The following is a 14,445-nucleotide window of genomic DNA, read 5'->3' as shown; positions in this document are numbered from 1 at the left end:
ATCAAGGGAGAAAAGACCATGAAGAAGATATCACTAAGCGCCGTTTTGCTGGCGTCGTCGGCCCTTGCAGGCGCCGCCTATGCCGAAACGGTTCTGACTATCGAAAGCTGGCGCAATGACGATCTGGCGCTGTGGCAGGAAAAGATCATCCCTGCGTTTGAGGCGCAGAACCCGGATATCAAAATCCGATTCACGCCCTCGGCCCCTGCAGAATACAACGCGGCCCTGAACGCCAAACTGGATGCCGGGTCGGCCGGAGACCTGATCACCTGCCGTCCGTTCGATACCTCGCTTGGTCTTTATGAGGCCGGTCACCTGACGGATCTGTCCGATTTGGGCGGCATGGCCAATTTCTCGGACGTGGCAAAATCTGCGTGGCAGACCGATGACGGCGCGGCGACCTTCTGCGTTCCCATGGCCTCGGTGATCCATGGATTTATCTACAACAAGGACGCCTTCAACGAGCTGGGTATCGAAGTCCCGACAACCGAGGCTGAGTTCTTCGCTGCGCTCGACAAGATCAAAGAGGACGGCACCTATATTCCAATGGCCATGGGCACCAATGACCAGTGGGAAGCGGCCACCATGGGCTACAATAATATCGGCCCGAACTATTGGAAAGGTGAAGAGGGGCGTCTGGCTCTGATCGAAGGCTCACAGAAGCTGACGGATGAGGCATGGGTCGCTCCCTATCGCCAATTGGCGAAATGGGGTGAGTACATGGGCGACGGGTTCGAAGCCCAGACTTATCCGGACAGCCAGAACCTGTTCACTCTGGGCCGCGCAGCCGTCTATCCCGCTGGCAGCTGGGAGATCAGCGGTTTCAACAATCTGGCCGATTTCGAAATGGGTGCGTTTAAGCCTCCCGTCCAGAATGCAGGTGATGAGTGCTATATCTCGGACCACACCGACATCGCCATCGGCCTGAACGCCGCGTCACCCAACGCAGAGGCCGCGCGCACCTTCCTGGATTGGGTCGGCTCGGAAGAGTTCGCGACCATCTACGCCAATGCCCTGCCAGGCTTCTTCTCGCTGTCGAGCTTTGACGTGGCGATGGACGACCCGCTGGCGCAGGAGTTCGTAAGCTGGCGTGGCGAGTGTGGCTCAACTATCCGCTCGACCTACCAGATCCTTTCGCGCGGCACGCCGAACCTTGAGAACGAGACGTGGAATGCCTCGGCTCAGGTCATCAAGGGCGAAGAAAGCCCCGAAGACGCCGGTCAGCGCCTGCAGGATGGCCTCGCCTCCTGGTACGCACCGCACCAATAACCACTCACGAAACCAACGGGTCCGGCCTTCGGGCCGGACCCACCCAGAACAGTCGAGGCATAAGATGGGCAACAGCCGGATCAAATGGCACATAGTGGTGTTCCTTGCGCCCGCCGTGCTGGTTTACACTGCCGTGATGATCCTGCCGCTTTTCAACACGCTGCGGCTGGCGCTTTATACCGAGGTCGATCAATCCCGCGTCTTTGTCGGGCTGGACAATTTCCGTACCCTGTTCGGCGATCCCTTATGGTCGGATGCGTTCTGGAATGCGTTAGGTAACAACTTCTGGTTTTTCTTCATTCACATGCTGGTGCAGAACCCGATCGGCATCGCTCTGGCCGCCATGCTCAGCCACCCGCGGCTGAGGTTTGCCGCTTTCTACCGCTCGGCCATCTTCATTCCGACAATCCTGTCTTTCGTGATCGTTGGCTTTGCCTGGAAACTGATCCTGTCGCCGATCTGGGGCATTGCGCCGGACATGCTGGCCGCTGTTGGCCTGAAATCCCTCTATGCTCCGTGGTTGGGGAAAGAGGAGTATGCCCTGACCACCCTGGCGCTCGTGTCAGTCTGGCAGTTTGTCGGTATCCCGATGATGCTGATCTATGCTGCCCTGCTGTCGATCCCCGAAGAAATCCTTGAGGCCGCCGAGGTCGAGGGCATCACTGGCATGGCCGCCTTCTGGAAGATCAAACTGCCGCTGATCCTGCCGTCGATCGGTATCATCTCGATCCTGACCTTTGTGGGGAATTTCAACGCGTTTGACCTGATCTATGCCGCCCAAGGTGCGCTGGCAGGTCCCGATTTCTCGACCGACATTCTGGGCACCTTCATGTACCGCACCTTCTTCGGGTTCCAGTTGCAGCTGGGCGATCCGCATATGGGCTCAGCCATCGCGACGGGGATGTTTGCGATCATTCTGACTGGCGTCTGCGTCTATTTGTTCCTGATCCAGACCCGCATCCGCCGGTATCAGTTCTGAGGGTAGCAAGATGAACAAAGCCCGCAGAAACCCGTTCAATATCGCCGCCATGCATGGCGCGCTGATCCTGTACACCCTGATCGCGCTGTTCCCGGTCTTTGTGATCGTGATCAACAGCTTCAAGTCCCGCAAAGCGATCTTTCGCGAGCCGCTGGCCCTGCCGGATGCCGAGACGTTTTCGATGATCGGCTATCAGACGGTGATGAAACAGGGAGACTTCTTCCTCTACTTCCAGAACTCGATGATCGTCACGGTGGTGTCGCTGTTCTTCATCCTGCTGTTCGGCGCGATGGCGGCCTTTGCCCTGAGCGAGTACCGCTTTCGTGGCAATACCCTGATGGGCCTCTATCTGGCCTTGGGCATCATGATCCCGATCCGTATCGGCACGGTCGCCATCCTTGAGATGATGGTCGCGACCGGGTTGGTGAACACGCTGATGGCGCTGATCCTTGTCTACACCGCGCAGGGTCTGCCTCTGGCCGTCTTTATCCTGTCCGAGTTCATGCGGCAGGTCAGCGACGATCTGAAAAACGCGGGTCGCATTGATGGCCTCAGCGAATACACAATCTTCTTCCGTCTGGTTCTGCCGCTTGTGCGCCCGGCCATGGCGACGGTGGCGGTGTTCAACATGATCCCGATCTGGAACGATCTGTGGTTCCCACTGATCCTGGCACCAGCCGAGGAAACCAAGACACTGACGCTAGGCAGTCAGGTCTTCATCGGGCAGTTTGTCACCGACTGGAACGCGGTTCTGTCGGCGCTCAGCATGGCGATCCTGCCGGTTATGGTTCTCTATGTCATCTTCTCGCGGCAATTGATCCGCGGCATCACCTCGGGGGCGGTCAAATGATCCGAGTCCTTATCGCAGGTCTGGGCAATATGGGCCTCAGCCACGCGCTGGCGCATCACCATCATCCAAACGCGCAGATTGTTGGGTTGGTCAATCGCTCGGGCCGGGTCGATCAGTCGGAGTTGCAGGGATATCCTGCCTTCTCCGACTTCCACACCGCTCTGGCAGAGACCGCACCTGATCTGGTGGTCATCGCGACCTACTCCGACAGTCACGCCGACTATGCCTGCGCCGCGATGGAGACGGGCGCGCATGTGTTTGTCGAGAAACCTCTGGCCACCACGGTCGAGGATGCGCGCCGTGTTGTCGCCAAAGCGGTCGAAACGGGGCGCAAGTTGGTGATCGGCTATATCCTGCGCCACCATCCCTCGTGGATGCGTTTGATATCAGAGGCGCGCGATCTGGGCGGACCCTACGTGTTCCGTCTGAACCTGAACCAGCAATCCACCGGCCCGACATGGGAGACGCATAAGGCGCTGATGCAGACCACCTCGCCAATCGTCGATTGTGGCGTCCACTATGTGGATGTGATGTGCCAGATCACCGATGCCCTACCCGTGCGGGTCAACGGCATGGGCCTGCGCCTGTCGGACGAGATCGCCGCGGATATGTACAATTACGGCCAGTTCCAGGTCGTGTTCGCGGACGGCTCGGTCGGCTGGTACGAGGCCGGATGGGGCCCAATGATGTCCGAAACCGCATTCTTCGTGAAAGACATCGTCTCACCCAATGGGGCCGTTTCGATCACCGAGGGCAACAAAGGCGCTTCGGACGACGTGGACGGGCACACCAAAGTGGGCGGCATTCTGGTGCATCGCCCGGATGGGGACAGTCTGATCGAAATGGACGGCGAACCGGGCCATCAGGAACTGTGCGATGCAGAGCAAGCCTATATGCTGCGCGCCATCGCCGAGGATATCGACCTGAACCGCCACATGAGCGACGCGGTGCAATCCCTGCGAATCTGTCTGTCGGCCGATGAAAGCATTCGAACCGGGCAACCGGTTGACCTGAAGGAGGCGTGACGTGACCGCCCTGAAGCTGAGCAAAGTGTGTAAATCCTTCGGGCCGGTTGAGGTGCTGAAGAACATCGACCTGACCGTCGAGGAGAACGAATTCGTGGTCTTCGTCGGCCCCTCGGGCTGCGGTAAATCGACCTTGTTGCGGGTGATTGCGGGGTTGGAGGATGCAACCTCGGGCACGGTCGAGATCGACGGCGAGCAGGTCAATACCGTGCCACCGGCGAAACGTGGGCTTGCGATGGTGTTCCAATCCTACGCGCTGTACCCGCATCTCACGGTGCGTGGAAATATGGCGCTTGGGCTAAAGCAGGCCGGGCACCCGAAGGATGAAATCTCGCGCCGCATTTCCGAGGCCAGCCGGATGCTGTCGCTTGAGGAGTATCTGGAGCGTCGCCCTGCCGAGCTGTCAGGCGGCCAACGGCAACGTGTGGCCATCGGGCGCGCGATTGTGCGCAACCCGAAACTGTTCCTGTTTGATGAGCCGCTGTCCAATCTGGACGCCGCCTTGCGCCTAAATACACGGGTCGAAATCGCCAATCTGCACCGCCAGATTGACGCCAGCATGATCTACGTGACCCATGATCAGACCGAGGCGATGACACTCGCCGACAAGATCGTGGTCCTGCGGGACGGGCGCGTGGAGCAGATCGGCAGCCCAATGGACCTCTACAACAACCCCGCCAACCGCTTTGTGGCCGAGTTCATCGGCTCCCCCGCCATGAATTTTGTCCCAGCGGATATGATCGGCGGCCCGAAGGGCACCTATTTCGGCATCCGCCCTGAATACGCCACTCATTCCGAGAACGGAGCTCTATCCGGCACCGTGGTGCATGTGGAAAACCTGGGTGCGGATACGAACATCATGGTCGATATCGGAACCGGAAAACCCTTCACCATCCGCGCCTTCGGCCAACACAGGGTTGAACCGGGTGCGCAGACAGGGATCGCGTTCGATCAGGCCAACGTCCTCGCCTTTGGCGAGGACGGTCAGAGACTGTAGCGCTACGCGTCTTCCCCAAGCTCTTTGACGGCGGCCAAGAGGCGGCCGATTTCCTGTTCTGTGTTGTAGTGACAGAAGGAAATGCGGATGCAATCCGATAGCCCCAATGGCCCCAGCACATTGCCCGAGTAATGGTCGGCCTTGCGGGTATGGGTTCGTATGCCCTGCTGGTTCAGTGTCTCGACGACATCCTCGGATGCCTTGCCTTTGACCACGATCGACACCAGCCCCTCACGCGCCGAGTTGTCGGCCCCGGCCAGAATGGTGACGTGATCCATATCGCGCAGACCCGGCAGATTGCCGGTGCCGTTGATTGCGGTGTTGGTCAGATGGGTTTCATAGGCGTGAATGGCACGACCCGCAGCCTCGATCCGCGCGCGCGGGTCAGTCTCGTCCGATACTTCCCCGCCCAGCCAGTCGAAATAGGACACCACATCCGAGACCGTCGCATAGGAACCAGTATCACGGGTGCCGAATTCCCACCCTGTCGCGGGGGCGTCGATCAGCATGTCATGCGGCGTATGGGTGAGACGGTCAGAGATCCAGGCAATCCCGTATCCGTGGCGTGAGAACACTTTGTAGGGTGAGATCGCATAGCCATCGACGTTGTACGCATCCAGATCAAGCTGCCCATGGGCCGCGTGCTGGATGCCGTCGACAATGATATTGCAATCCGGCGCAACCGCCCGGATCGCGGCCGAGATCGCGGTCACATCCATGCCCATGCCCGTCACAGGCGAGGCATGCAGGATCGTCGCCACCGCCACATCCGGGGACATCAATGCGGTGTAGTCCTCAGCCGTGACCAGACCGGTATCGTTGTCATGCGGTACGTTCACATAGTCGAGCCCCGCAATCTCGGCCCAGCGGCGCGCGGCGCTTCGGGTGGCCGGGTGTTCGATGGAGGACCCGATCACTTTGGCCCCTTTGGGTGCGGCCAAGCACGCGGTACGGATCAAGCGGAACAATAGCTCGGTGCCGCTTTCGCCGGCAAAGAACTGGCCGCTTGAGGCGTTCATGAACACGCCCAGATCCTGCTTGGCCTTGTTGATCACATTCTGCGTGCCCTGCCCCGCAGGGTTGATACGGCCCGGATTGTCCGGGATCGCCGCATAAAATGCTGAGGTCTCAGCCACCGATTTCAAAGTCAGGGCGCCGCCTGCATTCTCAAAGAAAATGCGTTCGCCCTGAAACGGGCAAGTTTCGACATGAGCGAACCTGTCGCGAATGGCATCAATAAGCGCGGGGTTGTCTTGGATCATGAGTCAGTCCTGTGGAAAGTCAGAGCGTTCGGACAGCTTGCACAGGCGTGCCGAACAGATCGAATTCAAACACCGGTTTTGTCCCCATGACAAGAAAAAGGGCCGGTTGAAACAACCGGCCCTTCCGCGTTAGTTGAACCGAGGGATCAGTTCGAACCGGCGTTCAGCTTTTCGTTCTGCTCACGCAGCGTGTCTGAGATGATTGCGTACCATTCGCCGGACTGGCGCATCTCGTTCAGACCTTTGTTCATCATCGCGATGTATTCACGCGCAAACGGGTTCGAACGGTGGGCCAGGAAGCTCATCGACGACAGGGTGGACACATAGGGGTTTTCAACGATGTCTTCCGAAGTAAGCCCCATGTCTTTCATCGTTGCCGCAAACAGCTCCACCTCGAACGCGGCGACGTCGGCAGTGCCGGTCAGAACCGCATCCAGGCACTCACGCGCCGAGTTGGGGTGGACGAGGTTCAGGTTCTTGCTGTTCAAGCCGACCTCTTCCAGAACAACCATGCTCCAACCCTGCATACGGCACAGAGTTGCGCCCTCGAGTTCCGCGAAAGTGGTCGCGTTGGTGTACTCGCTTTCGGGCAGCGTAAAGAAGCCACCGACAACGTCATAGACCGGAACGGTTCCGACGAACTGGGTGCAGCGGGCCTCGGTTGCTTCGGACCATTCATAGGACCGGTTGGTGCAGTCCGGCAGGGTCCACGCGATCGAGATGTCAAACGCGCCCAGCGGCAGCAATGTGTCCAGGTGCGACGTCCAGTCATCCACGAAGCTGACCGAATAGTCACGGCTGTTACCCGCACGCTGCAAGCTAGTCGTCGCCAGACGTGTCATGATGCCGCCGCCACTCAGACCTTCGGTGGTAAATGGCTCCCAGCCGTTACCGGCGACCATCTTGATTGGCGGAGCATAGACGTTCGACCGTTTCACGCTGGCCGCACGCTGTTCTTCCGCCGCGATGATTTCCTGCGCCGACTGACCGTTGGGCAGGCTTCCATCCTCACACGGCAGAGCCAAGACCAGGCCGGGCTCTAGCGAATTGGGGTTGGTGATCTCGTTGCGGTTCGCGTTGAAGATCGGCTGATAGTTCGATGTGCCATAGGCTGCGATGGCGATGGTTGCCATCGTGTCGCCGTCCTGCACGGTGTAGTTTGAACAGGCTTCCTGCGCTGCTGCAGCACCTGCGGAGAGTGTGAGGACGGCGGTTGCCGTCATCACTTTGGTATTGAGTTTTTCTCTTAGCATTTTTTATTCCTCCCATAAGTTGGAATGTGGAGATGAGGTTTCAGTTGATTGCGTCTAGCAGTCTTTCGTTATGCTCATTCAGGCTATCCGAGATGATGGCGTACCATTCCCCGGTTTCACGCATTTCGTTGAGGCCCTTGTTCATCAGGGCAAGGTATCTTTGACCCTGAGGATTGGACCGGTGAGTGATGAAGCGAAGGGACGACAGCGTCGAGACATAGGGGTTCTCGACTAGGTCGTTGGCATTCAGGCCCATTTCGCTCATGGCGTCTGCGAACAGCTGCAATTCGAACGTGGCGATGTCAGCCGTTCCGGTGATGACCGCATCCAGGCATTCCCGTGCGGTGGCGGGCTGCACAACCGTCATGGTATCGTCGCGCAGCAAACCTTCTTGCTCCAGATCGTGCAGAGGCCAGCCTTCCATACGGCAGATCGTGGCGCCGTGCAGGTCGTCAAAGCTGGTGGCTCCGGCGTATTTGCCCTCGGGCACGCTGTAGAAACCGAACACGATGTCATAGACCGGAGCCGAGGCGTGGAACTGCGTGCAACGAACCTCGGTCTCCCATGACCATTCATAGCTGCGGTTGGTGCAGTCGGGGATGTTCCAGGCCATAGACACGTCGAACGCACCCAGCGGCAGCAGGGTTTCGATATGCGAGTTCCAGTCATCCACGAAGCTGATCGAGAATTGCTCGTTATTGCCACCACGCTGCAGTGTTGTGGTGCCCAGACGGGTGATGAACCCGCCACCGTTCAGGGTTTCATCCGCGAACGGAGCCCAGCCATTGCCGGTCACCAGTTTGATCGGCCGTTTGAACGCACTGCTCTGCGCAGAGTTTGCAAAACGCTCCTGCTGCGCCGCGATGATGTCGCTTGCGCTCTGACCGTTTGGCAGGTTTCCGTCCTCACAAGGCAGGACCAGAGACAGCCCAGGATCCAGCGCGTTGGGGTTGCTGATCGCATCGCGGTTCGCGTTGAAGATGGGCTGGTAGTTGGACGTGCCATACGCGGTCAACGCGATGGACGCCATGGTATCGCCGTCCTGTACGGTATAATTCGTACAGGCTTGTTGGGCGGCAGCGGCTCCGGCACTGACCGTCAATACGGCAGCGGTTGTCAACGCAACATTATGGAGCGTGAAGTTGGGCATTCGGTGTTTTCTCCAGATAAAATTTGAGATGGCTTTTTAGTTTTCTCAGCCGTTTTCCATTTGATAGCGAAGAGCGGATGACACGATGTCTCGCCATTCGCCGGATTGCTGCATGATCGCCAGACCCTTGTTGAGCGTTTCCAGAATCGCTTCTCCGTCCGGGTTGTCCTTGTGCGTCATGACATTCAGCGACTTGATCGCCGCCAAATTCGGGTTCTCGACTATGCGGTGTTCGTAGCCAAGCCGACCGATGGCTCCGTCGGCCAGGTGCGCTTCGATTGCGACAATGTCGGCCTCGCCCGTCATCACTGCTTCAAAGCACTCGTCCGGCGATTCCGGGCGCAGCAAGGTGATGATCGGCTCGTACAGGCTGACCGCATCCATGTGCGACAGCGACCAACCTTCGGGGCGGCAGATCGTCGTTCCGGCGAAATCAGCGTAGCTGAGCGCTTCGACATAGCTTGTGCCTTCGCGGGCGAAGAACGTGTCGACCACTTCGTAGAACGGGTTCGAGAAGTTGTAGGTCTCACAGCGGTTGCGGTCGTTTTCGGACAGCGCCGCGGGTTCTTCGCAATTCGGACGCGACCAGGGGAAAGTTCCGTCAAACGCAAGTGTCGGCATCAGCAGATCCAGATGCGAGTTCCAGTCGTTGACGAACTGAATCTTGTAGGCCTGCTCGGGTGCGGCGCGCAGCATCGCGGTTTCCACCAGATGCGTATAGAGGCCACGGTGCGGCAGTGCTTCGTCGGTGAAGGGTTGATAGTCGCCGCCGGTGATCAATAGCACCTGACGGTCGCGCACCTCAGGGCGTTCGCCCGTACCGGCGTCGCGGATCAGGGCGGCGCCTTCGGCGCGTGCGGCCTCAATTTCCTCACGCGCGGCGGCCTTTGCTTCAACCACGGCCTGTTCACTGACCTGCTTGGCCTCAGCTTCGGCGGCAGCCACTCGGGCTTCGGCCTGGGCGATCGCCTGTTCTGCACGCTCTTCGGCAGCTTTGACCAGCTCGGCTGCCATTTCGGCGGCCAGACGCTCGGCCTCGGTATCAGCCAGAACCGGAGTGCGACCGATATCTTCAAGGCAGGGCATTTCCAGCACGTCACCGACCCGAATGATGTTCGGATTGGATCCAATCACATCGCGGTTGGCGTCAAAAATGATGCGGAAATCTTCCGTCGCATAGACCTGAATCGCCAGCTCTCTCAGACTGTCGCCGCGCTGAATCTCGTAGTTCGAGCACGCCTCTTGCGCGGTTACTGCACCTGTAGCCGCCGCCAGGGCCAGGCTCGATATGATCAATGTGTTTTTCATGGGTCCCGTTGCTTTGCCTTATTATTGTTTCGCAAGTTTCACGACTGCGATTGAGAGGTTGTCTTGATCAGGGTTGTTCTTCGCCAGCACCGCCTGCTGCAGTGCCTCTGCGATTTCTTGCGCCAATGCCTGCGCGTGGCAGCCTACGACCGCCTGAAGCTCGTCATCAGTCAGGGTCTGCAGGCCATCACTGCCGAGGATAAGGATATCCGCAGACGTCAGTGCCAGCGGATCTTCCGGGCAATCCACTTTGGGAATCGCACCGCCCATGATGACCGAGGTTAACTGATTGCGGTCCGGATGAGACCGCGCCTGCGCTTCGGTCAGCGTGCCGTCGGCAACCTGCGCGTCGATCATCGGCGCCATTGAATGGTCTTCATTGATCTGCATCAGCCCGCCGTCCCGAAACAGGTAGAGCGGGCTGTCGCCAATCGAAATCCAGAACAAACGCTGCCCCAACAGCAAGGTGCCCAGCAAGGTGGACCCCATGTTGCAGCCATCGCCCTGTTCTTCATTGCGGTTCGAAATCAGCGCGTTGGCCTGCATGGCAGCCAAAGGCAGCGCATCTATCGCCGCGCGTTCCGACAGAGTGTCGCTTTCCAGCTCAGCGTCCAACGCCTCGCGCCAGGCGGCAACCACGAGGCTTGAGGCGACCTCACCGGCCTCATGCCCGCCCATACCGTCGGCAATCACCACATAGCCTGCATCCGCTGCGTCGAACATACGCGCAGCGATGGCATCCTCCTGCGTGTCCCGCTGACCCTGGTTCAGGATCAGCGCAACGTCATATGCCGGAGTCGCGAGCATCTATCAGGAATCCCGCCAATCAAAACCTTCGTCGCAGAAGGCCATGAAACGGATCGAGGTTTCGCTGATGCGGATCAGATCGCCATTGGACAGCGCCACGGTGCTGAGAACCGGCTTGCCATTCAGGCGCACCAGATTGGCCTTGCCGCCGTGACCCAGATAGCATTTGCGATCTTCCGGGTCATACGCAATCACGGCATGGTTGCTGCGCGAAATGCCAGTGTCGCCGAAATCCAGCTGGATGGCCTGATCATCATTGCGTCCGATCTGCATCAGACCTTCGGTCAGGGTGATGCTGGACCCACGGCCGGGGCCTTGGGTGACAACCAGCCAACCCACCGGGAAGGTCTCTTGCGCGGCTTCGGTCTTGGCCACCGGCTCGGCGGTTTCGATCAGGTCCTGAACGTGGGTATCTGCGCGTTCGAAACCCAGGAAAGTGGTCTTCACACGCGAACGGCGGTCCTCGGCTGGGGCCGGAGTTGGCACTGGAGTCGGTGTCGGCGCAACCGCTGCGGCCTGCACCTCGGGTTCGGGCTGCGGCTCAGGCTGCGGTTCGGGGGTTTCCGCCACCGGCTCCTGAACTTCGACCTCAGGCTCGACCAGAGCGGCGGTCGGTTCCGGAGTGGGTTCGACCGCGACAGGTTCAATCACTTCGGGCTCTGCCGCTTCGACCTCATCCTGAACCGGCGCTTCGACACGCTCGTCTTCGGACAGATGCAGGGTCACGATCTGCTCGTCAGCTTCCGGCTCGTCAATCGCTGCTTCCTCGGCCACCTCTTCGGTCACCGGAGCCTCTTCTGCGAAGATCGACGTCTCTTCCTCAGCGTCCTCGGCAACATCCTCGGCATCCGAAAACTCGGGCATCTCGCCTTCGGCGGTCAGCTCATCCTCTTCGTCATAGGTCTCTTCATACGCCTCAGAGGCCAGATTGCCGCCGCCCAGCGCCGCGCGTAGCGCGTTGAAATCCGCAATCGGTTCGGGCTTTTCCTCGGCCGGGGCTGCTGCCTCGGTCGATTCTTCTTCTTTGGCTTTGCCGGCACCTTCTAGAAGCCGGCTGAGAGGGCTTTTGTATTTGAACATGGTGTCGACACCTTCAACTTGTTGGCACGCAATTTTGTGCCGTTTCGATACCCGCACCACTTCTGTTCGCGCTGCGGTCTTTAATCTTGAAACCAGGAAACTTTTTACCTTTCTGCGTCGGGCCGGATCCCGTCAGGGTGGCTGTCTTTTCGGGAGCCACCCTCAGCAAACACACGCTGGCAGATTACGTTCGAACCGGTCTGATCACTCCTGCGCAAGAGGCATGGTTACGTTGGCATCTGCACCATTGCGCAATACCGCAAACTCCGCCTGAGGCTGTTCGCCCGACACCAGTTGCGCCAACACCGCATCGAGGCTTTCCGGTCCTTCGAACGCAAGCCCTGTTTCGGCCTCGCTGACCAGCACATCCCCTGTTTGCAAGCTGCCCGACGCGCCCTCGGGCACCTCTGTCACAACTGTCTGCCAGCCACCGACCCCATTGCCGTTGACGCTAAAGCCGTAGCCGTTTTCCAACCCAATCGTGCGGAATGCAGGCAAAGCGAGCAATCCGTTCTGCGCCCGTGTCTCCCCCAGAGGACGGTAGCGCGCAGCCACGCGCAGATACCCGTCGGGATCCACCTGCAGGTTCTCAAGCACCTGTGCCGCAAAGGAGGCATCGTCGCGTACCGGCTTGCCGTTCAAAGTAAAGATGGTAGCTCCGCGCTGAACCCAATCGCCGATCACCGACATGTCCTGATTGGCATCTACACCCGTGATTGAGAACATGTTGCCGGTCGAGGCGCGACGGCGGGACGTGTCAAACGGAACCTCAACATCCCAGTGCGAGAACGCAACCTGAGCCTCGGCCAGATTGACCGGAGCTGCCGCGACCTCAGCCTCAGGCGCGGTCACTTCGGGCGCGACTGTGGTTTCTTCGGGTACAGCTGCGGTTTCTTCGTTCGCGACTGCTGTTTCTTCAGGCGGTGCTTCTTCGGTCACCGTTTCTGCGGGGGCTGCTTCTGTGGCAACCGTCTCCGCAGTTTCATCCGGCTCCTGCTCGCCAGGCTGCACTGCAGCGCTGACTTGTTCCAGTTCCTGTGAAGGCTCTTCAGTTTGGGCCGGTTCGACCGCCGCCGTTTCAGTTTCCACCGCTGCGGTTGCGGGTTCCGCCGCTTCCGTCGCAGGGGCCACCGCCGCTGTCTCGACCTTGTCCGCATCACCGGACATCATCACATACCCACCTGCGGCCAGAGCGATGGCCACAACTGCCACGCCAGCCAGCAGCTTGCCATTGCCGCTTGATCCGCTTTTGACAACCGTATCAACGGCAACCGCTGGTTCTTCGCGAGGCGAGAGCTTGGACAGATCCTCTTCGGCCTTGTCTTCATTGCCCATGACAATGTCGGAATTGCCTGCCAACAAAGCGGTCACAACCGCCTCGGCATTTTCGCTTTCGGCCTTGATCCGCGCTTTTTCGGCCTCTTTGTCCTCCCGGTCCATACCAACGATGACCGAGACCGGACGATAGGCGAATGTATCGAACATCACCCCCGGGCCGCGGAACATACGCAGCCAGTCCAGCGCCGATTGCAGACGGTCGGTGGCATGAACCTCCATCGCCTTGTCGATCGCCTCCAGGAAGCCTTCGGGGTAGCCCTCAAACCGTCCGGTCAGCGGTGTATAGGGATCTTCCTGTCCGTTGTTGAACGCGTTCAGGCGGCTTTGACCATCGATCGGACGCTCACCGCTTATCGCGTGATACAGCGTTGCCGCCAGCACATACAGATCACTGCTGGGGCCTTGCTCAGCGCCGCGCACGTAGAATTCATGGGGCGAGTAGCCATCCTTGATTACCCGCAGCGTCAACAGCGCCGCCGACTTGTTCGCCGCCTGCTCGCGCGCAGCGCCAAAGTCGATCAGAACCGGATCGCCATTCTCGTCGATCAGGATGTTGTCGGGGGAAATGTCCCGGTGCAGCATGCCGCTCTGGTGGATGAACGAGACCGCCGACAGCATCTTTTCGGTCACCTGCACGATGAAGTCGGGGCCGCTTTCGTTCTCGGGCTTGTCCATGTAGTCCAGCAGGTCGCACCCGCGGATCAGGTCCATAGCGATATAGGCGGTGTTGTTGTCCTCGAACACCTGATGCACGTCGACGATGTTGGGATGCACCAGCCGCGCGTGGTTACGCGCTTCCTGGATGAAGAGGTCAACGATCGCGCGCAGGTCTTCGGAGTAGGACGGATCAGCGGCTTCAACAAGGTCACCATCGCGACGGCATAGCGCGCCGGGGAAACATTCCTTGATCACCACGTCCCGCTCCAGGCTGTCACGGGCCAGATAGGTGATTCCGAAGCCGCCATTGCTGAGATAGCTCAGGATTTCATACTGCCCCCGCAGGAGCTTGGCTCCGGGTTGCAGACCTTCAATTTTTGGTTCGTCGTGCGATGCACCGACAGCCTGGTTATGGCTCATTTCAATCCGCCCGTATTTCTCAAATCGCGGTACAGAAAACTGGGCAATCA

12 protein-coding genes are annotated in these 14,445 nt (G+C 59.3%); 5 read left to right on the top strand and 7 right to left on the bottom strand.

From position 1 onward, the window contains the following. Positions 1–18 precede the first annotated feature (18 nt). The 5 genes from ACR3FB_RS01565 to ACR3FB_RS01545 all read left to right on the top strand — a co-directional run bounded on the left by ACR3FB_RS01565 (position 19) and on the right by ACR3FB_RS01545 (position 5,120). Positions 19–1,269, top strand: a complete 1,251-nt coding sequence (locus ACR3FB_RS01565; RefSeq protein WP_170690753.1) for an ABC transporter substrate-binding protein — start codon at positions 19–21, stop codon at positions 1,267–1,269. A 64-nt stretch (positions 1,270–1,333) separates the two neighbouring features. Further along, the gene (locus ACR3FB_RS01560; protein ID WP_170459957.1) at positions 1,334–2,248 is read left to right on the top strand and encodes a carbohydrate ABC transporter permease; all 915 of its coding nucleotides are present in this window, start codon (positions 1,334–1,336) and stop codon (positions 2,246–2,248) included. Between the two features lie 10 nt (positions 2,249–2,258). Continuing rightward, on the top strand, positions 2,259–3,098 hold the full coding sequence (locus ACR3FB_RS01555) for a carbohydrate ABC transporter permease (RefSeq protein WP_170375704.1): 840 nt from the start codon (positions 2,259–2,261) through the stop codon (positions 3,096–3,098). Further along, on the top strand, positions 3,095–4,123 hold the full coding sequence (locus tag ACR3FB_RS01550) for a Gfo/Idh/MocA family protein (protein WP_480563583.1): 1,029 nt from the start codon (positions 3,095–3,097) through the stop codon (positions 4,121–4,123). The genes ACR3FB_RS01555 and ACR3FB_RS01550 overlap by 4 nt, the downstream gene beginning before the upstream one ends. A 1-nt stretch (position 4,124) precedes the next feature. Then, a complete protein-coding gene (locus ACR3FB_RS01545) occupies positions 4,125–5,120 on the top strand; it encodes an ABC transporter ATP-binding protein (RefSeq protein WP_480563581.1) in 996 nt (331 codons plus the stop codon). A 2-nt stretch (positions 5,121–5,122) separates the two neighbouring features. On the opposite strand, the gene ACR3FB_RS01540 is transcribed toward ACR3FB_RS01545, so the two are convergent. From ACR3FB_RS01540 to ACR3FB_RS01510, 7 genes are all read right to left on the bottom strand, one after another. Beyond that, entirely contained in the window at positions 5,123–6,382 is a 1,260-nt protein-coding gene (locus ACR3FB_RS01540) for an aminotransferase class V-fold PLP-dependent enzyme (RefSeq protein ID WP_480563579.1), read from the bottom strand. 146 nt (positions 6,383–6,528) lie between these two features. Next, positions 6,529–7,635, bottom strand: coding sequence for a LysM peptidoglycan-binding domain-containing protein (locus tag ACR3FB_RS01535; protein WP_480563577.1), 1,107 nt, complete (start codon positions 7,633–7,635; stop codon positions 6,529–6,531). Between the two features lie 40 nt (positions 7,636–7,675). Then, a complete protein-coding gene (locus tag ACR3FB_RS01530; RefSeq protein WP_170375715.1) occupies positions 7,676–8,785 on the bottom strand; it encodes a LysM peptidoglycan-binding domain-containing protein in 1,110 nt (369 codons plus the stop codon). Positions 8,786–8,830: 45 nt separating this feature from the next. Then, positions 8,831–10,093: a substrate-binding periplasmic protein gene (locus ACR3FB_RS01525; RefSeq protein WP_480563575.1), complete on the bottom strand. Its 1,263-nt coding sequence runs from the start codon at positions 10,091–10,093 to the stop codon at positions 8,831–8,833. Between the two features lie 21 nt (positions 10,094–10,114). Then, entirely contained in the window at positions 10,115–10,900 is a 786-nt protein-coding gene (locus tag ACR3FB_RS01520; protein WP_480563573.1) for a PP2C family protein-serine/threonine phosphatase, read from the bottom strand. A 3-nt stretch (positions 10,901–10,903) separates the two neighbouring features. Then, a complete protein-coding gene (locus tag ACR3FB_RS01515; protein WP_480563571.1) occupies positions 10,904–11,980 on the bottom strand; it encodes an FHA domain-containing protein in 1,077 nt (358 codons plus the stop codon). Between the two features lie 204 nt (positions 11,981–12,184). Further along, the gene (locus ACR3FB_RS01510; RefSeq protein ID WP_480563569.1) at positions 12,185–14,395 is read right to left on the bottom strand and encodes a serine/threonine-protein kinase; all 2,211 of its coding nucleotides are present in this window, start codon (positions 14,393–14,395) and stop codon (positions 12,185–12,187) included. Positions 14,396–14,445: the final 50 nt, after the last annotated feature.

It is taken from the genome of Ruegeria sp. AO1, from assembly GCF_056535985.1.
This window is presented reverse-complemented; position numbering and strand designations above follow the sequence as displayed.

Excerpts from the sequence above, each read along its gene's own strand:
- ACR3FB_RS01530 (WP_170375715.1), bottom strand. The coding sequence starts at position 8,785 with ATGCCCAACTTCACGCTCCATAATGTTGCGTTGACAACCGCTGCCGTA.
- ACR3FB_RS01550 (WP_480563583.1), top strand. The coding sequence starts at position 3,095 with ATGATCCGAGTCCTTATCGCAGGTCTGGGCAATATGGGCCTCAGCCAC.
- ACR3FB_RS01535 (WP_480563577.1), bottom strand. The coding sequence starts at position 7,635 with ATGCTAAGAGAAAAACTCAATACCAAAGTGATGACGGCAACCGCCGTC.
- ACR3FB_RS01510 (WP_480563569.1), bottom strand. The coding sequence starts at position 14,395 with ATGAGCCATAACCAGGCTGTCGGTGCATCGCACGACGAACCAAAAATT.
- ACR3FB_RS01565 (WP_170690753.1), top strand. The coding sequence starts at position 19 with ATGAAGAAGATATCACTAAGCGCCGTTTTGCTGGCGTCGTCGGCCCTT.
- ACR3FB_RS01560 (WP_170459957.1), top strand. The coding sequence starts at position 1,334 with ATGGGCAACAGCCGGATCAAATGGCACATAGTGGTGTTCCTTGCGCCC.
- ACR3FB_RS01555 (WP_170375704.1), top strand. The coding sequence starts at position 2,259 with ATGAACAAAGCCCGCAGAAACCCGTTCAATATCGCCGCCATGCATGGC.
- ACR3FB_RS01515 (WP_480563571.1), bottom strand. The coding sequence starts at position 11,980 with ATGTTCAAATACAAAAGCCCTCTCAGCCGGCTTCTAGAAGGTGCCGGC.
- ACR3FB_RS01525 (WP_480563575.1), bottom strand. The coding sequence starts at position 10,093 with ATGAAAAACACATTGATCATATCGAGCCTGGCCCTGGCGGCGGCTACA.
- ACR3FB_RS01540 (WP_480563579.1), bottom strand. The coding sequence starts at position 6,382 with ATGATCCAAGACAACCCCGCGCTTATTGATGCCATTCGCGACAGGTTC.
- ACR3FB_RS01520 (WP_480563573.1), bottom strand. The coding sequence starts at position 10,900 with ATGCTCGCGACTCCGGCATATGACGTTGCGCTGATCCTGAACCAGGGT.